Here is a 20,657-nt window from a genome sequence, read left to right as displayed (position 1 = left end):
ATGTGAACATACTATCTATTTATTCTTCGATGAGTTTTTCCATCTCGGCGATTTTTTCTTCCATCACCTCAACTGCAGTGGTGAGCATTTCTTTTGCACTAAGCTGGCCGAATGGCTCGATGTGAAGTATGAAATTATTGGGCAGGTACTCGACTTTTACGACGTCATCGCATACACTGTCGCAGGCATCAACCAGGTTCAGGTCGAGTATCACATTCTTGTCAATTTTTCCTGCCTTGTTGAAAATCTGCGGCGGGTACTTGTTCTTGAACTCGTCGAGTTTTGGTGAATTGTTATTAACGGTAATCTGCGGCTGGTTGGTGAACCAGACACAACCAGGCGACCATTTCATGTGCTCTCTTCCGCGGCCGAGTGTTGCTGTTGCATCCACCTCAAGCTGCTGGCCTTTGATGAGTTTTGCAATGGGCATTTTTGGATGCGCAGGAACCACTTTCGGGTCAGTTGACTCGAGCCGTTCAGCGTACACATAGCCGCTGCCTTTTGTTTTAAGTGAGAGCAAGAGCCGGCATTTTGCGCAGCCTTCTTTTTTGCATGAGCATTTTTCTGGCAGCTCATAACTTTTCAAATCAGTTTTCAGCGGGACAAGGCCGAGGCGGTGAGCAACCATTTCATCATACAACACCGTGCTGTTCTTTTTTATTTCAGCAGTGTCAATCGCCATGGTCGGCACTTCGTTAACAATCAGTCGGCGAATAGTATTTGTAAGGGCGGGAGTCGTGTCCTTGATTAACAGCGAAACCTTGCCGGTTTTCTTTTCCTGATTCAAGAGCATGAGTTCCATGTTTATACTCTCCGTCCCCGTTTTCCGCCTTTCTTTCTGCAGGAATCGTGAGGAATAGGCGTGACGTCTTGGATGACACCGATGCGCAACCCCATTCTGGACAATGCACGGACTGCTGCCTGTGCGCCGGGCCCGGGGTTGTTTGGGCCATTGTGGCCGCCGGGTGCCTTGATTTTAATGTGAATACCATTAATTCCTTTTTCAATTGCCGTGTCTGCTGCCTTTTTTGCAGCGAGCATGGCTGCGGTTGGGCTGCTTTCGAGCCGGTGCGCTTTTACCACCATGCCTCCTGATGCGCGGGCAATTGTTTCTCTGCCCGTGAGGTCAGTGACGTGAATAATTGTGTTGTTGTATGATGAGTAAATATGCGCAACACCCCAGCGCATGCTTCGCCGGTAATCCCGGTCAGGCCGCTCATACCGCTGTTCGCGTTGCTCTTGCTGCGGAGCTGGAGCTGCGGTTTCTGCTGCTGGTTTTTCAGGTGCTTTTTCTTGTTCCATTGGTGTTCCTTTTCTGCGTGATCGCTTATCGTTAGGTGTTCTTCGTATGTACTTTTATTTTCTCTATTTTCTTTGGGGGCTGAAGCGCTGTTTTCTCTGTCCGCCACGCTGTCCACGGCCGCCTCGTCCTTTGTCGTCCTTTTCTTTTCTGATTTTTTTCGGAGCAGGCTTGACCGTGCGTTCCGGATGGTCAGGATTGTTGAATGATGAAACCGAGTCAAACACGATTGTTGCTTCCTCTGCTTGCAGGACTAAATACGACGGTGCGTTGATTGTTTTTCCACCCACTTGAATATGGTTGTGGGTGATAAGTTGGCGTGCTTGTTTGATCGTGTGCGCAAGGCCTTTCTTGTACACCTGTGTTTGGAGCCGGCGTTCGAGGATGTCTTTCAGCGTGAGGCCAAGTACATTGTCAATGGTTGCGGTTGTTGGCACAAGCCCATATTTGCTCAGCCGCGCAATGAGCTGTTTTTCTTCCTTGATTGCCTGCGGGCCGGTTGCGACAATAAGCCGCTTTCCTTCGTCTGCGGCGTGCTTTAGCACGGCGCGCATTTTCCAGAGTTCCCGCTTGTTCTTGAAGCCGTATTCATCGACGAGGATTTTTTCCTCTTCAATCCGGTCAAGCTGCCACGGGTGGCTTGGCTTCTGGTATTTCTTTTTGAGTCGTCGCGGGTCGCCCATAGTACATCCTGTTTACTTTTTATCCTTACCTTTTCCTTTATCTTTCCCTTTTGCAGCTTCGTCGCTGCCCGGCGCGAGTTTCTTGCGCTGGACGCCGAGGACTTTTCCTTTATTTCGCCTGAAGTTTGAACGGGTTTTCTGGCCGCGGGTCGGCAGGCCTGATGCGTGGCGTGAGCCGCGGTAGCTGCGAATCATTCGCAGTCGTTTGATATCATTGCTTTTTTGGAAATCAAGATCGCTTTTGACCAGGTGCTTGTCGACGCCAGTTTCGTAATCATTCCGGCGATTGAAGAGCCATGCTGGGCATTCGTATTTTGTTGGATTTTTAAGAATTTCATCGAGAAGGTCAATTTTTGTTTGTGCAAGATATCCCACCTGGTCGCGATTGTTGATGTTGGCCATTTTGCACAGCGCATTGGCGAACATAAATCCAACTCCCTTGATTTTCATCAAGGCCATTCCTATCTGCTTCTTGCCATCTAAGTCAGTATTTGCAATACGGACTAAATGGTTAAAGTCTTTTTGTTCAGGTTTTGGTTGGTCTGCCATGCAATCACAAAGTCAGAAAGCCAGAATACAGTGCGTATAGAAGTTCTGAGAGCCCTATACGCTGTTCACTCGGGCTTTTTACTGAATAAACAAGGAGGTTGTTTATAAAGCTATTGGATTCTTTCGAGTAAAGTTTTTAAACCTCAGCACCTTTCTGACTGATATGGAACAGGTAACCCTCGAACAGGTCAATGAAAACGTGCTCTTGCTCAAGCGGGAGATGGATGAAATTAAAGAACTTCTTGAAGAGAACCAGCTCCAGCTTCGTGACGAAGTCATTGCGCAGGTACAAGAGTCCCGCAAGCGTCCCGTCTCTCAGTTTAAAACACAAACCGAGATGGAGACGAAGTTTGCATGAAGTATGATGTTCATTACGATCCAAAATCTGAAAAACAATTGGAGAAACTTGCTCCTCTTGTTGCCCGCCGCATTGTTCTGAAACTAAAACAAGTTGGTGAAAATGGTCAAGGCATAGAGCCATTAACTGCCGCGCCGTACGGCTACAAAATTCGGATTGGTGATTACCGAGTTCTTGTCGACCTTACGTTCAATCCGGATACGCTCTGGGTACGTTTTATTGATCATCGAGCAAGAATATATAAACGAATGTAACAGCAATATTTATAAGAACTGCCTATTGACACCCTACTCAATGGCTGCCATAGTGTACCGGTTCGCATAGAAGCCTGTGGAGCTTTTGGAGTGGGTTCAATTCCCACTGGCGGCCCTTTTTATTTTTCTCTATTATTATAAAACTATTCCACTCCACCATACACGTGCATACTCTTTTGTGATTCCGCGTCGCGCGCCAGCTGTCGTTGTTCCTGCCGTTTTTTCATGCCGTCGCGAACCAAGGCAATGACATAGGGAACAATGAATGCAGCGACATAGGCGCCGCTCAAGAGGTACGGATTTTTCGGCACTGCCGTCTTAAGAAATGAGGACATTGCGTTTGCCACAATAACAATAATCGCAATGTTCACTATCGCCGTTCCGGGAATGAAAAACATGGCGGCAAAATGATGTTCCGTCTTGACACGCTCTAAATCCCACACCAGCATGTTAAAAAAAAGCCCGAGCACAAAACCAATCGTCACCATAATGCCGAGCACAAAACTTGGCTGGAGCACCATGAGAAACGGAATCAGGCCGAAGGAAACCATAAGGTTACCAATGCCCAAATCCAACAGAATCATCCAATACACAACTTGCTGTGTTTTCTGTTCAGCATCACCGGTCTGTTCACTGCCCTTGCCCATGATGCGCAGTGTTTTTTCTATATCGGCGTCATCCCAACCCTTGTCACGCAATGTTTGGGCAAGATCTTTTTTCTTTTCAAGCAATGGCATGGTTCTGTTATAGAATTCCGTATATAAAAATGTAGTTATGGATCACCATGTCTACTTCTTCGCCCCAATCCGATTAATCCCCTCAATAATCTTATCAATCATGCCGGGCTTGTGCATGGTGCGCACTTCGGGCTGATACACTTGTCCGAGCAGTGTTGCTGCAACTTTCTTGAAGCCAACAGCTGCTGCGGTATCAGGATGTGAGAACACAACCGGTTGTTTGATAAGAAGCGATGAACGCACGGCGCGGTCTTCCGGCACCCAGCCAATGATAGGTTCGCTAATCAGGTCGCGGATGTTGTCCAGCGTGAGTGTTTCAGACAATCCAACCCTATTGACCACGACACCGAGAATAGGCATGCCTTGCTCTCCTGCACCAGCAATGAGTTTCAGCGCGTCAGACACGGCCGGAAGGTCCGGGCTGGTCACCACAAGTATCTCGTCTGATGCGCGGACTGCGTCGCGAAATTCCGGGCCAAGTCCGGCGCTTGCATCAATGAGCACAAATTCAGCCGTGCCGGCAAGCTCTGCCAGCACACTGCGCAGCTGTTTGGTGTGTTCTGGCGCATACTCACCGAGTGCAATGCTGGATGGCACAATCCTGATGCCCGATGGGTGAACATACGCACAATCGCGCACCGAGCGGCTGCCGCGCAGTGCCTTGTTGAGCGTGTTTTCCAACAGCGGCGAGCCGAGCATAATGCCGATGTGGGGCGTGCTCATATTGGCATCGACGACAACAACATCTCTACCAAACTGTGCCAAGGCGCAGGCGATGTTCAGCGATGCGGTTGTTTTTCCAACTCCTCCTTTGCCTGAAGCCACAAGAATAAATCGCGTTTTCATAGTCGTTGTCTCTCTTCTTCTGCTCTCTTTCTCTCTTCTATCATTTTCTCTTCTATCGTTTCAACTTACTTTTTCAGGGTGTAGTGTTTTATCAACGTGCTCAATATATTCTCTTGTTCTTTTGTAATATTCCGTGATTCTATCAATTGTTATTTCAAGCTCCTCGCCGGCAAGATTGACCGTCATGGTCACATGGCGTCGGAATTCCCGGAAGCGGGTAAATTCAGCGCGGTTAATCTGGCGCAGCAGCAAATAGAACTCAATAAGCTCGTTAACCTTCTCATCCGTCATATGTTCCCGGATGGTGCTGCACCGCACTCCCGGCTGGCTGGGAATCTCATAAATCTTCTTTTCATCCTCGAACTTCTTGAGAATAGCAAGTAGGGTGTTGTCCAGCGAATCAATCAGCCGTTGGATAATGCTCTTGAAAATATCACAGGTCCGCGTGTACTTTAAGCTGACGTAGATAAGGTGGTCAACACGCTTAAGCTCTTCCCGGGCATTTGATAGTGATTCTTCCATATACTCCTTCTCCTCACCTATATATAGGTCGTACTATTTATTTTTTTGCTTCTCGGGCAATGATTGACTGCACTAATTGCAGAAAGAGCTTAGTTCTTTGAAGGTCCTTTTTAAGCTGGGGCGCAGAAATGACCTGGGTCTGGTAGGTATCCGAGCAGATGACAAACCGGTCCTTTCGCGCAAACTCCAGCGGGCTTTTTTTGTGGGCAGAGACCTTTGCCTTGAGTTCCTGCAGGAAGTTGACCACTTCAGGGGTTATGTTGTTCTGCTTGGCAACCTTCAGCTTGAGCATGTTCAATTTGCTGTCAAATTCGTCGGAAAACTTTGGAATCCTGCCGTGGTATTCCTCATAATGGAGCAGGCAGGTCAGCGCGTGATTCATGGATAAAAACAGGTTTTCCAGGACCGCAAGAAGCAGTTTTGGGTCATTCAGCATCGGGTAGGTCTGCGTCAGAATGTGGTCAGCAATATGGAGGTTTCGTGCGGCTTTATCTCGATATTCGCTGATTTTGTCCATGGGGTGGGAATACGATTAGACTATATAAAGATTTAGCGATACGCATTTATACGAGTTGAAATCAGGCACAGCTATGGAACTCCATTCATCCTCTGAATTGTCGGAGTTAATTGACGCTGCACAGCACGCTGAATCAGGGCTCGAACATTCTCTTATTGACCGTGCTGCAGCACGGCTCCACCAGTTGATGATCGAACCTTCCATTCGTGAAATTCTTATTAAAAAATATGGCCGCATTCCTGAAGACATGGTAACAGCAATCTTTAAGAAAGTTGCAGAACGTACCCACAAAAATCAGCAGCCCGTGCTCTACCTTCCCCTTGATCAGCAGTTTATGGAATTAGAATCTGGCCGTCCTGATGGCCCTATTGCTGAACTAACCAAACGAGACCGTACACCCTTCTATCGTCATGTCATCGGATATATTCTCGGCGAAGTTGCCAAAACATGGCTTGTTTCAGAACCGGGGGTTGTACACGTTCGCTATTTATACGAGCATGACTTTGAAGCACTCTACGCACCAATGGCTCCATCACCCGTGCGCAGGCAGCCACCGCTCCTGAAACCATATCACAACTTTGGCGCCAATCTTCGAGACCTTGTGCTGACCCTGTTTCCACATAACCCCTGGCAGGTCCATTTTTTGGTAAACATTTCTGTTGTGCCGAATCTGCCTGAAGGGTCGGTTACTGTTCAGACAGAACTCCCACCGCAGGCAGTAATGGCGCCCGACGCTCGCAATCTTGAATATGCTGCAGCATACGCAGCCAACAGCATGGCAACTTTTCTTCATAGCGCGGGCGCCTTAAAGAAAACAGTTGCCCTGCCCGGGTGGACGCTTGATATTCTTCACAAGATCTATGGTGAACCAAACCATCCGTGGAATCCGCATGGGTGGAATGAATCAGCAATATTTGAAGATGTGAATGACCGGCGGATACTTGAATTATAAATTAAAAATAGAATCAGATATCTTATTCTTGCAATCCCATAATCGCCGCAGCAATATCACCGTTCGCCTTTTTCAGCGCGTCACGCGCGTCTTTTTCAGACACATTCGCCTGCTGGGCAACGGTTTTGACGTCGTCATCGCTGATTTCTACGACGCTTGCACCGCGCGACCGTTCGTGAAATTCTCCGGTGATTTGGAAGCTTTCCTGTCCCATCATGTTGATCTTCGTAACCGAGGGATTGGGAAACACCAGCTCCTTGTCCTTGGTTTTGATGACGACTTCAACAGCGTCTAATTCCAGCTGTTGCACGCCCATTTTTTTCATGGCCTGCTTCATCAGTGCTGGGTTCATATTCATGCCGGGAAACATAGTCTCACGCCAATCCAAGCAGGGATGCACCCTGCCAATGCAAGAAAATCTCAATAAGAATTACGATCACAACCAGAATGACAACATGGCCGGGCTTCAGTTCGAACTTCGATTTATACTCGTCAAAATACCGGACGAGTCCGCCCATGGAGGACGGCATGGAAATGCGCTCTTGTGCCATACTACCCGAATTGTGGTGGGGTTATTTAAAGGTTATGGCTTTTTGGCAAAAGTTTAAATATAACATCTTGTTACCATACTAACATGCCCACCGTCAGCCACCTTGTCAAGAAAATCATTGCCGAACGCCCCAACCTACAAGAGGCAATTCTTGAGAATATCGTCAGCTTCGCGAACCTTGCCGAGCATCTGCAGCCAAGAATCGAGCGTGAGCTCGGCACGGGCGTTCAAACTCAGTCCATTGTCATGGCACTGCGGAGACATGCCGAAGAGCTGAACGGCCGCGTATCCGCTCCCCGTTCATTTCGCCTGGTCTCTGAAATTATCATGAAGACCAACCTCTGCGACATTACCCTCGTCAAAACACCCAGCGCAGTTGAGAAAATCAGAACGCTTCATTCGCTTATCGACGTGCACAAAGGAGAAACCCTCAACGCCATCTACGGCAACTACGAAGTAACCCTCGTGCTTCCTCAAAAGCACCTCGACGCTGCCAAAAAAATCCTGAAAAGCGAAAAAATACTCAACACTGCCACAAACCTTGTTGCCCTCACCTTGAGCATGACCAAGGATTTCTTCACCACACCCGGCGTGCTTGCCCTTGCAACCCGAAAGTTGGCATGGGAAAACATTAACATCTGCGAAAATATTTCGACGATGACGGAACTGATTTTCATCATTGCCGAGAAGGATGCGACGCGGGCGTACAACGTGTTTCAGGAACTCATGGTTGAGAAGAACTAATTTCTAAAAAATAAAAAAACGCTTCGGGAGGACGTAAGCCGCCTTTTGTGAGAACCCAAACAACAACGTCAAGCGTCATTGCGATGGTTCATGGTGACATTCAACTAAGCGTCCATACGGACTTGCACCAGCTAGGGCTCATCGTTTCATCCAATCACATTGGCAAACTCGGCTGGTACTCCCTTCCGTTGCCGGAAGCTTCGCAAGCCTCATCGCGTCCAATGCGCGGTCTCGTTTCTGTGTGGTTGCCGCCTCTTTCAAGGCCTCCCGATTTCCGAGAATAGCTACCATGATGATACATCAAGAGTGGGCGGACTTTCCTCAGCGCTTGCGCACCGTCAGTCACCTGCCCTCCCTGAAGCGTTTAGAAGAGAAAATGAAGGGGGATATTTAAACGTTGCGGTGAAACTCAACCATCCACAGCTTCTTTTTTCCCTGCCAGATTTCATGTTCATGCACGCAAGTAAACTTATTTTCTTCTGCTTTTTGCTTTAATTCGGCTGGGTTGGCAATGGCAAGCACAATTCTTCCTTTTTTCGCCAGTACAAAGTCCATCTGGTAAAAAAATTGGTGATACAATGCAAGAACGTGTTTCCTGTTTGCGGCGGTCAGCTCCGGCGGGTGCGTCACCACACAATCAACGCTTTCCTGCTCGCATTTTGTCTCAAGCCATTCCATATCGACGCGCGCGAAATTGATTGATTTATGCACGCCGGCAATTTTTGCGTTTTTCTGCGCCTGTGACACAAAGCCAAGCTGGCTGTCATAGCCGATGATTTTTTGCTTCGGCTCTTTTCGTTTTTTGTCGAGCTGTTCCATCAGTTTTTTGTTTTCCGCATCTTTTTTCACCAACGCAAACTCATCCTTGCGGTAATAATTAATGGATTGATTGGAAAGAAAATGAGCTGCTTCAATGGGAATGGTTCCAGTGCCACAGAACGGATCGAGAACTATCTTTGCTTTTTCAGCCTGCGCGTGACGGAGTAGGGCGTACGCAAGAGTTGGCTTGAGGGCTTCACGGTGATGGTACAACACATATTGGCGTTTGCTGACATCAAAGCCGCCATAGTCAAGCGCAACAACACATCTGTTTTTGACGACGATGCACAGCACGGTGACCTCTGGTTGTTTGACATTCACGGGAGCGTTTGTTTTTTCGATAATCAGCTCGCCAAGATCCGCCTCAACGTCCGCTGATGGCAGTTCCTCATTATCTTCCTTGACCACGCGCACAAAAAACGAGGTTTCCGGCGTCATGGGAAAATTCCACGCGCGAGCGTGTTTCAGAATTTCATCAGCATCAGTAAACGCGCATTCTCCAACAACAACACCAATGCGCCGCGCTGATTGAGAAAAATAATAAAGCTCGTTGAGTTTTTTTGTATCGGCGCAGGATGAGAACACGAGATAATCTGTAGCTTCTGCTTTTTCGCCGGTAATTTCTTCTACTTCCTGCGCACATTGTTGTTCAATGCCACGGTTAGTTACTACGACGATTTTCATATAGTTCTGAAGAAATCAGCACTTTAAATAACTTACTCCCGTGCAACCTTTGTCGCAGAAACAACCTTGTCTCCTTCGCGCAGTTTCATCACGCGTACACCTTGCGTGTTTCTGCCGATGGTAGAAATATCCTTGCATGGAATGCGAATCATGGTGCCATCTTGGCTAATCACAATCACTTCATCCTCGTCAGTAACGCTGTCAACCGCAACCACTTTTCCATTTCGTTCGCTGGTTTGGATATTGATAACCCCGCTGCCGCCCCGTCGGGTGAGCCGGTATTCATCAACCGCAGTTCGTTTTCCATATCCATTCTCAGTAATCGTCAGCACGGTTTTTTTCTCATCCACCAAAATAAGGTCAATAACACTATCAACAATCTTTCCATCGTTGTCGCGTAATTCAATGCCACGAACTCCGGATGCAGTTCTGCCCATGGAGCGCACATCAGTTTCGTCGAATCGGACCGCATTTCCATTTGCTGTTGCGATGAGCAATTGCTGTTTGCCGTCCGTTAAAAGCACATTCACCAGCTCATCACCGTCGAGCGTGATGGCAGCGATGCCATTTGCGCGTGGCCGTGAAAACTCACTCAAGTTTGTTTTCTTTATCGTGCCCTGTTTGGTTGCGAGCACCACAAAATGCTGGTCGTCAAATTCCGTTACTGGCACAACCGCGTTCACTTTTTCATTCTGCTGGAATTGGATAAGGTTGACAAATGCTTTTCCTCTTGCCTGTCGACTTGCTTCAGGAAGCTCATGGACTTTCAGCCAATATACTCTTCCCTGATTGGTAAATGCCAACAGATAGGAATGTGTTGATGCAGTGAACAAATCCTGCACATAATCATCGTCGCCGGTTTCCGCTGCCTTGACGCCGATGCCACCACGCGCTTGGCTTCGGTATTCAGTAAGTGGAGTTCGTTTGACATAGCCCTTGTGGCTGATGGTCACGACCACTTCTTCTTTTTTGATGAGCGCTTCAACCGGCATATCATCTTCGCCTTCAGCATGTTCGATGATTGTTCGCCGGCCATCACCATATTCTTCTCGGAGTTTCATCAGTTCTTCTTTGATGATGGCGAAAATTTTTGGCTCTGATGCAAGAATACTCTCAAGATGGGCAATAGTCTTGAGCAATTCGCTATGCTCCTGTTTTATTTTTTCCTGCTCCAAACTTGCCAGTTTTTGCAGGCGCAGGTCAAGAATAGCCTTTGCCTGAATTTCAGTCAGCGTATAATCCTGTATGAGCATGAACTGCGCGTCTTCAACAGTTTTTGACGCCTTGATTTTTCGTACGACCTCATCAATATGGTTCAGCGCAATAATCAACCCTTCAAGCACATGCTTGCGTTCCTCTGCTTTGCGCAATTCAAACGCAGTTCTTCGCCGCACCACAATTTGTCGGTAGGTGATATGGTGCTGGACGAGCTGCTTCAGATTGAGCACAACCGGTTCATTGTTAACGAGTGCCAGCATGTTGATGCCGAACGTGCTCGTCAAGCGGGAGAAGGTATGCAACTGATTCAACACCACTTTCGGCTGGGCGTCTTTTTTTAATTCAAACACCACCCGGATGCCTTCTTTGTTGGATTCGTCGCGGATGTCGCTGACACCCATGATGCGCTTGTCGCGCACCATCGCAGCAATTTCTTCAATCAGCTGGGATTTGTTAATCATGTACGGAATTTCGCTGACGATAATCGCGTTTCTGCCTTTAAGCTCGATAATTTCCGACTTTGCTTTCATGATAGCTTTGCCGTGGCCAGTTTCATACGCCTCATGAATGCCTGCCATTCCGACTATATGTGCTCCCGTAGGAAAGTCAGGGGCTTTGATGAACTGCATCAGTTCAGGAATCGTGAGGCTGGGGTTCTCGATGAGTGCAATAGTTCCGTCGATAACTTCGCTGATGTTATGCGGCGGAATGTTGGTTGCCATGCCCACTGCAATGCCACTGCTGCCGTTGATGAGCAGATTTGGAAGCTTTCCCGGAAGCACAGTTGGCTCCTTGAGGCTGCCGTCAAAATTCGGCTGGAAATCAACCGTATCTTTCTCAATGTCGGCGAGGAGTTCTTCAGCGATTTTTTTGAGGCGCACTTCAGTGTACCGGTATGCTGCTGCGCTGTCGCCGTCAATGCTTCCCCAATTTCCATGGCCGTCCATCAGCGGGTATCTCAACGAAAAGTTCTGCGCCATGCGCACCATGGTGTCATACACTGCAGCGTCGCCGTGTGGGTGGAGTTCACCGAGAACTTTACCCACAATGTGGGCTGATTTTTTGTAGGGCTTGTTGTGCAGCTGGCCTGCTTCGCGCATAGCAAATAGAATACGACGGTGGACCGGTTTGAGGCCGTCTCTGACATCAGGCAATGCCCTGCCGACGATGACCGACATGGCATAATCCAGATACGACTGCTTCATCTCCTGCTCAATAATGCGCGGGACAATGTGGTCTCTTTCTTGGCTTTCTGCCGGCTTTTCAGCTGCTTCCATCTCTTTTTTGCACCCCACACACTATATAAAGATTTTGGTTGTAGAATGGCTTTATGGGGCTTATACATGTGTTTTAATGGTGTTTTAGAAAAATGGGAACGTGCTCATATCTGTCGTAGAATACTCTTCTTCACATTAATGTTCTTGCCACAATACACGCACCGTTTGACCGGTTTTTCGAGAAGCTGAATATTCTTTGCTGGCTGGTACTTCATGTCATTATTGCATTTGGCGCAATGAATGAGGTACATCAATCCTCACCAATCTTGTCTTCCTTTCCTGCAAAATCTTCAAGTTCGCGGGGGAGTTTCCGTTTTGTTTCTTTTTCCTTTTTTGGTTGGGCTTCCTCTTCGCTTTCTTCATTTTCTTTTTGTTCTTCTTCCTGTTCTGTTTCTTTCTCTTCTTCAGTTACTTGTTCCTTTTCATCGTCTTCAAACAACTCGTCAAGCACTTTTTTTTCTTTCACATCATCTCCTTCTTCTGTTTGTTCGTTTTCTTCCTCTTCTGTTTCTTCTTCTGCTTCATCGCCTTCTTGCTCTTTTTGTTCAAGCGTTTTTTCCAGCGGCGCTTCCGGTGGTTCATAGACGTCTAAACCACCCAGCTTGCCCTTTTTGCTGATTTTTTTCTGCTCGTTCTGTATTTCTTGTGCTTCATCCCTTAGCTGGTTGCTCATTTGTTCTATCTTCAAGACACGCGGCTCAATTTCCTCAAAGAGTTTCTTGACTGCCTCTTGGCTGGGCAAGTCAAAATAATCAAAAAATTTACCGGTTGGCTTGAGTACAAAACTTCGCCCTTTTTTTTCTTTTGACACAAAGCCGAGTTCTTCGAGCTTTGCAATATGCTCATACGCAACAGTCGAGCGTCGCTTAATCACGTCTGACTGGAGCATGGGCTGTTTCCATGCAATGAGCGCCAGAGTTGCAAGCACGGGAATTTCAAGTTCAGTATGCGGCGTCACATTTCGTACCACATCAACATACCGGTCACGCACCGCCAGCTTCCATGCATTGCCATTGCTTTCTTCAGTCAGAAACAGGGGTGAGGACGGGTCGTCCAGCTGCTTTTTGAGCTCACGGACTGCTTCACGAATGAGCTCTTCCGGCGCTTTAACCAGCTTTCCGAGCTCTTCACAGTCAACTGCCCTGCCGGCGGAAAATAGTACTGCGTACACTTTATTCTTCAGTTCAGAAATGGCAGTGTCGGTATCCATGCGTTCCCTCTTTTCTGCATCCAGACACGTTGTGTTTTATAATTATTTCTTTTCTGCAGGCCTGTTTTTTGATTCGCTCCAGGTTCCGTCTTTATAGTTGATCCAGTGCTCTTTTTCCATCTCTTTCAAAAAGGGCAACAGCTGTTTCCCAGTGATGCCAATCTTTTCTCCAAGCTGGTCGTGCTTCATTGGCCCGTTATACGCAAGCGTCACCACCACCATGTTGCGCAGGATGCGGTTGCTGTTCATCAGCAGGTTCTTGTTTTTTGCCGTGAGATCCTTTACAAGCAGGTCGACCTTGTGCAGCCGCGCCATAAAATCGTTGAAAAAAACCGTGAAATCCGGTGCGCGGAAGTGCAATGCTTCAGGCGCCATGACTTCAATGGACGCTGGCATGTAATCAAAGCAGAAGAAAATGAGTTCGTCAGGGCTCTTCACCATAAATTCGAGCTCCGCAAATGTGACAAACAGGTTGCGCTCTTTTTTTGGCTCAGCAACATCTGCGAAAATGAGCTTGATAGTCCTTGTTTCGCTAATTTTTTCAACGTATTTTTTCATAGTCTCTTTAATGTACTCTTCGGGTGCTCCGACCAGCTCTATGATGCACCGGCACTGCAGGTAGCCCTTGTCGAGGTAATCAGCAACATCATCTTTAGTAATCGTTTTCATGGGATGGGGAGAAGGTGGGGTGTTTTTAAAGGTTATTGTTAGAATCAGCGTGGATGCAGTGTATCCAGAGCCATGCCAAACAAGGCTCCTGCTATTGCTCCTGGCCAGCCCTGTGCAAGACCACCGACAACTGATAGCATGACTGTAAACGGGGGGATATCAAGGCCCAGTACTTTCCTTTTTTTCATTGTTGTTTTCCTCCTGTTTTTTGACCATGAGCTGTCTGTACTTATTTTGAAAGATAATCGCGATTCCGGTTATGAGTATGCTCGCGACTCCATAATTTATCTTGTCTGTTTTAAAGATAATTACATATATAAAAGTAACGAAAATACTTATTTCCATCATTCGTATCTCCCACTGAATCAGTTTCATTCTTTTCCTCTTATGTCTTCACCCAAATAAACACGATAATAACACCAACCGCTATGGCGCCGAGGATGGCTGGCAGCGGGCTCTGCCGCTGCACCACCCTCGCAGCCGGGGTTTGGGCTGATTGAGGTGAGATGAATGTTTTGACTTCTTCAGGCACTTTTTTTTGTTCGGTAACTGTTAATTCGTCTGGTTCTTCAAACACTATTTCATGTACCAAATCAGCGGTTGATGACTGAAAATCCTTACGGATTTTTATTTTTAATTCGTAGGTTCCCGGGGTGAGATTCACGGTGTTGACGAGAGGAATGCGTGCGTCCTGGCCGGCGCCCAGAATCAGCTCCTGCTTGTTTTCTTCTCGATTGCCCGAGTATGATTTCGCGCCGCGAAAAACGTAGCTCCATGCCTCAAAATGGTGGTCTTCGCCATCATTTGTAATGTCAAGGAAAAAAGCAATGGTTGCGGTGTTGTTGGCGAGCGAAGCATTTTCAGGCATGCCCGTCAGAGCATACTCTATTCGGTTTTTATTTTTTAGTTCTTGCGACTGTTTTTTTATTTCAGGCGCTTTCGGAGATTTTTGTTTTGTTATTAGTTTTGTTGTACTCTCCTGCGCATCCGGATTTTGTACAACAATAAGTTTTTCAGCTTCAAATACGCATTCATCTGTTTGTGCAGTTGCCTTGATGACGATTGCTTTTTCTTTTTCGGCGATTGAAGGAGTGAAACTTTTTGGCAGCGTGCTGGTTGTTGTGCGCTTTTTCCGCAGCACCGTTCCATAAAGGTCTTCAATCCAATACTCGAATGTTGCTCCTGTTGAATCATTGGCTGAACCATTGAGCACGAGGCGATAGGTGAGCTGTTCCTTGTTTTGGATAATTTCCTTGTCTGTTTCGATGACAAAGTGGTCAGCGCATGGGTCTGGTACAGAATCGGATAGGGTGGATGGTGGAGCACTCAAGTTTATGATTTCATTTTCTTCTGTTTCTTCCGCTGGTGGGTCAGGAACGGTATGTGCCGGGGTTGTGTTGTTCGTAGTGTTTGGCGCATCATTTTCACTTACCTTTTCTTCCCTGCTGTTTTTTCGTCCGGGCGTTCCTTCCGGAATCAGGCTTTCATCATACATTCCATTGGTATATTCAAGGCTCGTGTTGGTTGTTTTGTTGTAGCTCATATTCGCGATGCGTGTGCCGTTGGGGGAAAACAGTTTTATTTCATCGTGGTCGTTGTTGAGGTTGTTGCCGATAGTTGCGCCGGCGCTGTAGATGGACGCATTGATGCCGGTATGGTTGAATCCCTCTTCAACGATGAGTGCGTAATATGATTGATATGGCTCATCTGATTCGTTTGACACGATTGGTGCATACACCCGTAGTTCAACGAGTGTGTCGTTTGCTTCGCTGTCAGCAACAATCCATCCCGTGAGATTAAAGGGCTCTTCATTGAACACCTCAACAAACTCGTTATTGTTATCATTACCGGGCGGGTCGTACATAACTTCGTTGATGACGAGGCCGGATACATCGCCCATCATCACGAGTGCCAGCAGCATCCAGATGAATTTTTTCATGCTGTTCGGGAAGATGCTGTTTTTAATATGCGCTTCGGTGAAAAAACCGGATGATTTCCGGCAGTGCCGGAAGGTTTCCGGCGATGGCGGAAGATTTCCGAAAACCGCGAACAAATCCGGAAACATTCCGGTTGGGGCGGAACGCAATTTTTCTGTCGATAATGAACTCGTTTTATTTGTTTTGCGCGAAGCGCAGGGACTCCGAACGAAGTGAGGATGTCCCTTTTTTGGCCAAGCTTTTGCGCTTGCGCAAAAGGTTGTTTGGTAACATTCCGGATGCGCCGGAAGGGGTTTTTGTTGTCGACGAATACTATCCATTACGATGTACAACCTACGAAATACGAATTTTACCACTCTCAAATATATACAAACATTTTAATACTCTCGATGGCATTTTCTTCCCAAAAGGGGTGAATCAGGTTGGGTTTATTTGATGTGTTCAAAAAAAAACAGCAAGCTCCTTCTTTTGGCATTCCTCCACCGCCCCCGCTGAATATTCCTGCTTCAGAAGAGGCTGCTGAATTTGCCGGCAACATTCCATCTGCACAGCCGCACGAATCACCCTCAAAGTACCAAGCCCCCGCTCAAAAACAGCCGCTGTCAGACATCGAAGGAAAAATCAGCGCGTCACGTTCATCACTGCCGCTGCTGCCTCCCCTGCCTGAACTTGCTCCACAATCAAACCATAACTTTGATGTTGACCTTCCGGTTCCCTCTGAAATTGAGGAATCACCCGCACCACCATCAGAAGAAACAAAACTGCTGCAAGAGACCGCGCATGAACTGCCCACGTTTCCTGAACTTCCTCCGGACTTTCATGAAGAAAAATATTCTGCACCCGAATTGCCAGCGCCAGAGCCGCCTGATTTTTCCGGCTCTGATGATTCCATTCCCCTCGAGCTTCCTTCCATCGACGTGCAGGTACACTGGCCCCGCCCCAGTCAGTCGCAGGAACGTTCTGAACAGCTTCCTGACTGCACTTTTATTTTCCTCCATGCGCCTGCGTTCAAAGAGGTGCTCTGTGCTCTTGACGACGTGAAAGAGCGCGCGCGCCAGTCGGCAAAATCCGACACACTCATGCTGCTGAAGAACCGTGAAGATGCAGCGCTGAACCATCTGCAGGGCGGGCTTGAAAGCATGCAGCGCAAACTGCTGTATATTGACGCAGCGCTGTTTGAGAAACAAGAAGCATAAACAACAAACTATATATAATAACACTACTACCTGATTCCCATGGATAACAAGCCTCTGTTCATCAAAATTAACGACTACAAGGACATCCGTGATATTGTCCAGCTCGTCAAGGCCAAAGTCGGCGACATCAAAAAAACATTATACGAAATTGATTCCCTCAAGCGGCACGAAGAAGAGGAACTTGCACGCTGGCACAGTTCGGTTGACGAGATTGAGAAAAAAATAGACGTCATGACGCACATTCTCCACCACGCTGGTGACCAGCCATGAGTGATGAGCACATCATTTTCACGAAAATTGACAATGCACAGGGCTTTCGCCGTGCTGAACTTGAATCAGTGAAAGATACACTTCACCTTCTGCAAGGCTTTGAGAAGCTTTCTCAAATACGCACTGAAAAAGCAGAAAAATCAATTCTTCTGGCAAAACAAATGAAAGAGCTCCAGCTCCTGATGAATAAAACAAAAGGGTTGTTTCCGGTACTGCCGGAACACCATGCTGCGCCTGCTGCTGAATCAGCGAAAGCAAAAAAAAGCACCACAGGAAAAACAAAAGCCGCAAAAATAAAGCCCTTGGCAAAAGAAGAGCAGCATACCCTTCCCGCAGGTCTCGCAGCGCTTGAGAAACAATTAAAAGACATTGAAGGGAAGCTGCATATCTTGAGTTGAAAAAATAAATCTTTTTATCTGATTTTCTCCATTACTTTTATAAACCTGCCATTCTCCCATCGCCCTGCGCGGAGGTAGCGAAGTGGTCAAACGCGACAGCCTCAAGAGCTGTTCCCTTAGTGGGTTCGAGGGTTCGAATCCCTTCCTCCGCATTTAGTAATTCGTAGGTCGTACTTCGTCGTCCCGCAAGCTTTTTGCGCATCAGCGCAAAAAGGTTGTACTCGTTTGTCGTTGCGCAAGCTTTTTTGCGTCAGCAAAAAAGGTTGGTTCTGTATCCCTTCCTCCGCACTTTTATTTCTTTTTAATACTACTATATTCTGCATCGACCATCACGAACGGGAACGGCAAGGAATAAACTGTTAAATAAATAGGGCGAGTGCAGCGGCACTCTCAATCACTTTATCAGAGGCGAAAACGTGGCGCCACGTTTTCGCCGCGCAAGAAAATCAAACCGTGCGGACAGCATTTACATCTTGCCCGTTTCTTGCTCGTTGTGTGTACACCGTTTCGTATTGGCTGATTAAACTAATCCATCTATTTTAAATACTCCAACCTCCCTATAAACGTCATGCTCGAAATATGCACGCTTAGCGGCTACAACGAAGTTGGCAGAAATTGTACTGTGGTGCGCGTTGATGACGAAGTCGTGATTCTTGACATGGGCGTGCAGATGGACAAGTACGTCCAGATAACTGATGAAGAAGAAGACATTTCAACAGTCTCGCCGAAGCGGCTGATGACTGCCGGTGTGATTCCTGACATCAACCTTATCAAGGACTGGTGGCCTGAAGTGCTCGCCATCATCCCATCGCACGCGCACCTCGACCACATCGGCGCGATTCCCTTTCTTGCCAACCGCTTCAACGCAGACATTCTGTGCACGCCGTTTACCAAAGCATTGCTGGAAGCCATTATGCGTGATAATAATTTCAAGGCCCACAACAGCATTATTTCAGTCACTCCCAATTCCACCTACAAACTATCAGACAAGATAACTGTTGAATTTATCCACGTTACCCACTCGGTGCCGCAGTCTGCCATCGTGGTGCTCCACACGCCCTACGGCGCCGTTGTCTATACGGATGATTTCAAGCTCGACCTTTCGCCCATTCTCGGAAAAAAAACAAACACCGAGCGGCTTGCAGAAATCGGCAAGGGAAATGTGCGCTGTGTTATTCTCGATGCGCTCTATGCAAAAGATTTGACAAAAACCGCGTCAGAAGCCGTTGCAAAAGAATTATTGCGCGAAGTGATGCTCGGCACTGATGCGCGCGGCCGCGCAATTATCCTCACCACATTCTCTTCGCATCTCGCACGCCTAAAATCTGCAATTGAGTTTGGCAAAAAGCTCAATCGCCAGATTGTGTTTCTTGGCCGTTCGCTCATTCGCTATGCAGCAGCCGGCGAAACTGCGGGCGTCATCCGCTTTGACGACGTCAAAATGGTGAAGTACAAGGATAAGATGAAAAAACTGCTGGCGCAGATAGAAAAAAATAAAGGGGCATACCTCATCATCTGCACCGGCCATCAGGGAGAGCCAACAGCAGTGCTGTCAAAAATCGCTGACGATGTGCTTCCGTTCAAGCTCGACAAAGGCGACCATGTAATTTTCTCCTGCAAAACAATTCCCGCGCCCATCAACTTGAAAAACCGCGAGCGGCTTGAAGCAAAACTGAAAAAGAGAGGCGTGCGGATTTTCAAAGATATTCACGCATCCGGCCACGGCAGCCGCGAGGATCATCGCGAACTGATTTCTCTTCTCAATCCAGAACACCTTATCCCCTCCCACGGTCCGCATGACCTTGTTGGCCCCACAGTTGAGCTGGTCAAAGAAATGGGGATACCAACCAAGGTGCATCTGATGGCAGATGGGAAACGGTTGAAGTTGTGAAATAGCGAAAGGAATATAAACAACTCCTTATTTCTCTCCTTCTATGGGTGGCGCACACTTTTATTGGAGAGTAACCTTAGTTGAGGGTCGAAGAGAGGACGGTATATATGCTTTAGAACAGCAGATAACTCCTCTTGGTGAGCAGCGACAATCAACCACTATGGAACGTCCCTACAAACCAGTTTCTTCTGGATTAACTCATTCAGGTTTAGTTGCTGCAATTCCTTTTGTTGGAACGGACATCGGCCAAAGAGTATTGGGTTTGACACCTGAACAACCACGAGCTGTTTTTGATTATGAACGCCATATGGGTATATAATTCTACCATGGTACCTCTCAAAGACCGATTATCAGAACTTTTTCCTAATGTGCGAAAAACATTTGGTTTAGATGACGCCGTCGCAGTAGGCGGGGATAATTTTTGGCATACTGGTGTGGCGACCGGTACAGTTCTACCAATTAAAGGAATTAAAAGGCCTCGATCTTTTTTATGGAAAACTCCCTATGAGATCACCGGCGGTGGTCGTGTTGACAAGTATGAGCCTGCTGAAAAAGGAGAGATATTTGTATACCCTGAAACTAAAAATACATCAGTAAAAGAAGTGCTTGCCTATTTAATCGCAATTGATCCGGCTCCCGGATTAGAAACTGCATTTGAGGACATAAGTAATGAAGCATTACAAGGTCTTTTAGCGCATGAATTAGCAGAAGTAATCCTTGCACGACAACAACCTAATTATCATTTTCGAATTACTCATCATGGTTTGCCTGAATACCAAGTTGATAAAATTGCAGCTCAAAGAGGATATAAAGATCAGGTACGTGCGTATTTGAATTTCTTAATGGCACATGTAGAAACTATTCGACAAAGGCCAAAAATAAGATCATTTTTTGACAGTCTCGCTGAAATGGGTGTTACTGTTCTTGACGTATCTCCCCAAGAACCAGAAAGGTCAGTAACTGAATCGTGTAGATTAGAATTAGAAACAAGATTACAGTCTCTTGATGGAACATTAGTTCAAGTGAGTTCTCGGCCTGTGGTTGTAGCCTATTCAGTCTAAGATCAGTATTCCGCA

General features: G+C 47.1%; 26 protein-coding genes, 2 tRNA genes, 1 other RNA gene and 2 pseudogenes. 13 read left to right on the top strand and 18 right to left on the bottom strand.

The window, feature by feature from the left end; translation table 11 throughout:
• Positions 1-19: 19 nt before the first annotated feature.
• The 4 genes and pseudogenes from Q7R76_07050 to Q7R76_07035 form a co-directional block, all read right to left on the bottom strand.
• Positions 20-802 carry a DNA-directed RNA polymerase subunit D gene (locus Q7R76_07050; GenBank protein ID MDO8643299.1) on the bottom strand — a complete coding sequence of 261 codons (783 nt, stop codon included), beginning with the start codon at positions 800-802 and terminating at the stop codon, positions 20-22.
• Between the two features lie 2 nt (positions 803-804).
• Positions 805-1,188, bottom strand: coding sequence for a 30S ribosomal protein S11 (locus Q7R76_07045; protein ID MDO8643298.1), 384 nt, complete (start codon positions 1,186-1,188; stop codon positions 805-807).
• A 285-nt stretch (positions 1,189-1,473) separates the two neighbouring features.
• A pseudogene (locus Q7R76_07040) lies at positions 1,474-1,983 on the bottom strand (30S ribosomal protein S4).
• A gap of 78 nt (positions 1,984-2,061) precedes the next feature.
• Positions 2,062-2,532: pseudogene (locus Q7R76_07035) on the bottom strand (30S ribosomal protein S13).
• A gap of 163 nt (positions 2,533-2,695) precedes the next feature.
• Between Q7R76_07035 and Q7R76_07030 the strand changes: the two are divergent.
• From Q7R76_07030 to Q7R76_07020, 3 genes are all read left to right on the top strand, one after another.
• Positions 2,696-2,890, top strand: coding sequence for a hypothetical protein (locus Q7R76_07030; GenBank protein MDO8643297.1), 195 nt, complete (start codon positions 2,696-2,698; stop codon positions 2,888-2,890).
• Positions 2,887-3,144, top strand: a complete 258-nt coding sequence (locus Q7R76_07025; protein MDO8643296.1) for a type II toxin-antitoxin system RelE/ParE family toxin — start codon at positions 2,887-2,889, stop codon at positions 3,142-3,144. Before Q7R76_07030 ends, Q7R76_07025 begins: the two co-directional genes overlap by 4 nt.
• A gap of 43 nt (positions 3,145-3,187) precedes the next feature.
• Positions 3,188-3,259, top strand: a tRNA-His gene (locus Q7R76_07020).
• A gap of 28 nt (positions 3,260-3,287) precedes the next feature.
• Here the strand turns inward: Q7R76_07020 and Q7R76_07015 are convergent.
• The 4 genes from Q7R76_07015 to Q7R76_07000 are packed head-to-tail and all read right to left on the bottom strand — an operon-like array spanning position 3,288 to position 5,766.
• Positions 3,288-3,881: a hypothetical protein gene (locus tag Q7R76_07015; GenBank protein ID MDO8643295.1), complete on the bottom strand. Its 594-nt coding sequence runs from the start codon at positions 3,879-3,881 to the stop codon at positions 3,288-3,290.
• Positions 3,882-3,932: 51 nt separating this feature from the next.
• The gene (minD, locus tag Q7R76_07010) at positions 3,933-4,727 is read right to left on the bottom strand and encodes a cell division ATPase MinD (GenBank protein MDO8643294.1); all 795 of its coding nucleotides are present in this window, start codon (positions 4,725-4,727) and stop codon (positions 3,933-3,935) included.
• A gap of 60 nt (positions 4,728-4,787) precedes the next feature.
• On the bottom strand, positions 4,788-5,249 hold the full coding sequence (locus tag Q7R76_07005) for a hypothetical protein (protein MDO8643293.1): 462 nt from the start codon (positions 5,247-5,249) through the stop codon (positions 4,788-4,790).
• Positions 5,250-5,286: 37 nt separating this feature from the next.
• Positions 5,287-5,766 (bottom strand): hypothetical protein, encoded by a 480-nt coding sequence (locus Q7R76_07000; protein MDO8643292.1) that lies wholly within the window; start codon positions 5,764-5,766, stop codon positions 5,287-5,289.
• 73 nt (positions 5,767-5,839) lie between these two features.
• Here Q7R76_07000 and Q7R76_06995 point away from each other — a divergent pair, with 73 nt between their 5' ends.
• On the top strand, positions 5,840-6,718 hold the full coding sequence (locus tag Q7R76_06995; protein ID MDO8643291.1) for a hypothetical protein: 879 nt from the start codon (positions 5,840-5,842) through the stop codon (positions 6,716-6,718).
• 22 nt (positions 6,719-6,740) lie between these two features.
• Here Q7R76_06995 and Q7R76_06990 read toward each other — a convergent pair whose 3' ends face one another.
• Together Q7R76_06990 and Q7R76_06985 are read right to left on the bottom strand one after the other, a co-directional pair.
• Positions 6,741-7,070: a nascent polypeptide-associated complex protein gene (locus tag Q7R76_06990; GenBank protein ID MDO8643290.1), complete on the bottom strand. Its 330-nt coding sequence runs from the start codon at positions 7,068-7,070 to the stop codon at positions 6,741-6,743.
• Between the two features lie 22 nt (positions 7,071-7,092).
• Positions 7,093-7,269, bottom strand: coding sequence for a preprotein translocase subunit Sec61beta (locus tag Q7R76_06985; protein MDO8643289.1), 177 nt, complete (start codon positions 7,267-7,269; stop codon positions 7,093-7,095).
• An 83-nt stretch (positions 7,270-7,352) separates the two neighbouring features.
• Here Q7R76_06985 and Q7R76_06980 point away from each other — a divergent pair, with 83 nt between their 5' ends.
• Positions 7,353-8,012: a hypothetical protein gene (locus tag Q7R76_06980; protein ID MDO8643288.1), complete on the top strand. Its 660-nt coding sequence runs from the start codon at positions 7,353-7,355 to the stop codon at positions 8,010-8,012.
• Positions 8,013-8,037: 25 nt separating this feature from the next.
• On the opposite strand, the gene rnpB is transcribed toward Q7R76_06980, so the two are convergent.
• The 8 genes from rnpB to Q7R76_06940 form a co-directional block, all read right to left on the bottom strand.
• Positions 8,038-8,368: RNase P RNA component (gene rnpB, locus Q7R76_06975), an RNA gene on the bottom strand.
• Positions 8,369-8,402: 34 nt separating this feature from the next.
• Entirely contained in the window at positions 8,403-9,515 is a 1,113-nt protein-coding gene (locus Q7R76_06970) for a THUMP domain-containing protein (protein ID MDO8643287.1), read from the bottom strand.
• Between the two features lie 32 nt (positions 9,516-9,547).
• Entirely contained in the window at positions 9,548-12,010 is a 2,463-nt protein-coding gene (gene gyrA, locus Q7R76_06965) for a DNA gyrase subunit A (GenBank protein ID MDO8643286.1), read from the bottom strand.
• 104 nt (positions 12,011-12,114) lie between these two features.
• Positions 12,115-12,261 carry a hypothetical protein gene (locus Q7R76_06960; protein MDO8643285.1) on the bottom strand — a complete coding sequence of 49 codons (147 nt, stop codon included), beginning with the start codon at positions 12,259-12,261 and terminating at the stop codon, positions 12,115-12,117.
• Complete coding sequence (locus tag Q7R76_06955) at positions 12,261-13,220, bottom strand: SMC-Scp complex subunit ScpB (protein MDO8643284.1); 960 nt, start codon at positions 13,218-13,220, stop codon at positions 12,261-12,263. The genes Q7R76_06960 and Q7R76_06955 overlap by 1 nt, the downstream gene beginning before the upstream one ends.
• A gap of 42 nt (positions 13,221-13,262) precedes the next feature.
• Positions 13,263-13,889, bottom strand: coding sequence for a hypothetical protein (locus tag Q7R76_06950; GenBank protein ID MDO8643283.1), 627 nt, complete (start codon positions 13,887-13,889; stop codon positions 13,263-13,265).
• A 44-nt stretch (positions 13,890-13,933) separates the two neighbouring features.
• The gene (locus Q7R76_06945; protein ID MDO8643282.1) at positions 13,934-14,077 is read right to left on the bottom strand and encodes a hypothetical protein; all 144 of its coding nucleotides are present in this window, start codon (positions 14,075-14,077) and stop codon (positions 13,934-13,936) included.
• 197 nt (positions 14,078-14,274) lie between these two features.
• Positions 14,275-15,828 carry a lamin tail domain-containing protein gene (locus Q7R76_06940; GenBank protein MDO8643281.1) on the bottom strand — a complete coding sequence of 518 codons (1,554 nt, stop codon included), beginning with the start codon at positions 15,826-15,828 and terminating at the stop codon, positions 14,275-14,277.
• Here Q7R76_06940 and Q7R76_06935 point away from each other — a divergent pair.
• From Q7R76_06935 to Q7R76_06900, 8 genes are all read left to right on the top strand, one after another.
• Positions 15,815-16,042: a hypothetical protein gene (locus Q7R76_06935; protein ID MDO8643280.1), complete on the top strand. Its 228-nt coding sequence runs from the start codon at positions 15,815-15,817 to the stop codon at positions 16,040-16,042. The genes Q7R76_06940 and Q7R76_06935 overlap by 14 nt on opposite strands.
• Positions 16,043-16,248: 206 nt before the next feature.
• Positions 16,249-17,022 carry a hypothetical protein gene (locus tag Q7R76_06930; protein ID MDO8643279.1) on the top strand — a complete coding sequence of 258 codons (774 nt, stop codon included), beginning with the start codon at positions 16,249-16,251 and terminating at the stop codon, positions 17,020-17,022.
• Positions 17,023-17,061: 39 nt separating this feature from the next.
• Positions 17,062-17,292, top strand: coding sequence for a hypothetical protein (locus Q7R76_06925; protein ID MDO8643278.1), 231 nt, complete (start codon positions 17,062-17,064; stop codon positions 17,290-17,292).
• Positions 17,289-17,690 carry a hypothetical protein gene (locus Q7R76_06920; protein ID MDO8643277.1) on the top strand — a complete coding sequence of 134 codons (402 nt, stop codon included), beginning with the start codon at positions 17,289-17,291 and terminating at the stop codon, positions 17,688-17,690. Before Q7R76_06925 ends, Q7R76_06920 begins: the two co-directional genes overlap by 4 nt.
• Positions 17,691-17,758: 68 nt before the next feature.
• Positions 17,759-17,842, top strand: a tRNA-Leu gene (locus tag Q7R76_06915).
• Between the two features lie 416 nt (positions 17,843-18,258).
• Positions 18,259-19,581 carry an RNase J family beta-CASP ribonuclease gene (locus Q7R76_06910; protein ID MDO8643276.1) on the top strand — a complete coding sequence of 441 codons (1,323 nt, stop codon included), beginning with the start codon at positions 18,259-18,261 and terminating at the stop codon, positions 19,579-19,581.
• A 43-nt stretch (positions 19,582-19,624) separates the two neighbouring features.
• On the top strand, positions 19,625-19,900 hold the full coding sequence (locus tag Q7R76_06905; GenBank protein ID MDO8643275.1) for a hypothetical protein: 276 nt from the start codon (positions 19,625-19,627) through the stop codon (positions 19,898-19,900).
• Between the two features lie 7 nt (positions 19,901-19,907).
• On the top strand, positions 19,908-20,642 hold the full coding sequence (locus Q7R76_06900) for a hypothetical protein (GenBank protein ID MDO8643274.1): 735 nt from the start codon (positions 19,908-19,910) through the stop codon (positions 20,640-20,642).
• The last annotated feature ends 15 nt before the right edge of the window (positions 20,643-20,657 follow it).

Source organism: Candidatus Woesearchaeota archaeon (assembly GCA_030651375.1).
GTDB lineage: Archaea > Nanobdellota > Nanobdellia > Woesearchaeales > UBA12501 > JAUSFM01.
This window is presented reverse-complemented; position numbering and strand designations above follow the sequence as displayed.

Bases quoted from the DNA above. Each gene is read 5' to 3' on its own strand.
- Q7R76_07050 (MDO8643299.1), bottom strand. From the start codon at position 802: ATGGAACTCATGCTCTTGAATCAGGAAAAGAAAACCGGCAAGGTTTCG.
- Q7R76_07045 (MDO8643298.1), bottom strand. From the start codon at position 1,188: ATGCGCTGGGGTGTTGCGCATATTTACTCATCATACAACAACACAATT.
- Q7R76_07030 (MDO8643297.1), top strand. From the start codon at position 2,696: ATGGAACAGGTAACCCTCGAACAGGTCAATGAAAACGTGCTCTTGCTC.
- Q7R76_07025 (MDO8643296.1), top strand. From the start codon at position 2,887: ATGAAGTATGATGTTCATTACGATCCAAAATCTGAAAAACAATTGGAG.
- Q7R76_07015 (MDO8643295.1), bottom strand. From the start codon at position 3,881: ATGCCATTGCTTGAAAAGAAAAAAGATCTTGCCCAAACATTGCGTGAC.
- minD (MDO8643294.1), bottom strand. From the start codon at position 4,727: ATGAAAACGCGATTTATTCTTGTGGCTTCAGGCAAAGGAGGAGTTGGA.
- Q7R76_07005 (MDO8643293.1), bottom strand. From the start codon at position 5,249: ATGGAAGAATCACTATCAAATGCCCGGGAAGAGCTTAAGCGTGTTGAC.
- Q7R76_07000 (MDO8643292.1), bottom strand. From the start codon at position 5,766: ATGGACAAAATCAGCGAATATCGAGATAAAGCCGCACGAAACCTCCAT.
- Q7R76_06995 (MDO8643291.1), top strand. From the start codon at position 5,840: ATGGAACTCCATTCATCCTCTGAATTGTCGGAGTTAATTGACGCTGCA.
- Q7R76_06990 (MDO8643290.1), bottom strand. From the start codon at position 7,070: ATGAACCCAGCACTGATGAAGCAGGCCATGAAAAAAATGGGCGTGCAA.
- Q7R76_06985 (MDO8643289.1), bottom strand. From the start codon at position 7,269: ATGGCACAAGAGCGCATTTCCATGCCGTCCTCCATGGGCGGACTCGTC.
- Q7R76_06980 (MDO8643288.1), top strand. From the start codon at position 7,353: ATGCCCACCGTCAGCCACCTTGTCAAGAAAATCATTGCCGAACGCCCC.
- Q7R76_06970 (MDO8643287.1), bottom strand. From the start codon at position 9,515: ATGAAAATCGTCGTAGTAACTAACCGTGGCATTGAACAACAATGTGCG.
- gyrA (MDO8643286.1), bottom strand. From the start codon at position 12,010: ATGGAAGCAGCTGAAAAGCCGGCAGAAAGCCAAGAAAGAGACCACATT.
- Q7R76_06960 (MDO8643285.1), bottom strand. From the start codon at position 12,261: ATGTACCTCATTCATTGCGCCAAATGCAATAATGACATGAAGTACCAG.
- Q7R76_06955 (MDO8643284.1), bottom strand. From the start codon at position 13,220: ATGGATACCGACACTGCCATTTCTGAACTGAAGAATAAAGTGTACGCA.
- Q7R76_06950 (MDO8643283.1), bottom strand. From the start codon at position 13,889: ATGAAAACGATTACTAAAGATGATGTTGCTGATTACCTCGACAAGGGC.
- Q7R76_06945 (MDO8643282.1), bottom strand. From the start codon at position 14,077: ATGAAAAAAAGGAAAGTACTGGGCCTTGATATCCCCCCGTTTACAGTC.
- Q7R76_06935 (MDO8643280.1), top strand. From the start codon at position 15,815: ATGAATTTTTTCATGCTGTTCGGGAAGATGCTGTTTTTAATATGCGCT.
- Q7R76_06940 (MDO8643281.1), bottom strand. From the start codon at position 15,828: ATGAAAAAATTCATCTGGATGCTGCTGGCACTCGTGATGATGGGCGAT.
- Q7R76_06925 (MDO8643278.1), top strand. From the start codon at position 17,062: ATGGATAACAAGCCTCTGTTCATCAAAATTAACGACTACAAGGACATC.
- Q7R76_06920 (MDO8643277.1), top strand. From the start codon at position 17,289: ATGAGTGATGAGCACATCATTTTCACGAAAATTGACAATGCACAGGGC.
- Q7R76_06910 (MDO8643276.1), top strand. From the start codon at position 18,259: ATGCTCGAAATATGCACGCTTAGCGGCTACAACGAAGTTGGCAGAAAT.
- Q7R76_06905 (MDO8643275.1), top strand. From the start codon at position 19,625: ATGGGTGGCGCACACTTTTATTGGAGAGTAACCTTAGTTGAGGGTCGA.
- Q7R76_06900 (MDO8643274.1), top strand. From the start codon at position 19,908: ATGGTACCTCTCAAAGACCGATTATCAGAACTTTTTCCTAATGTGCGA.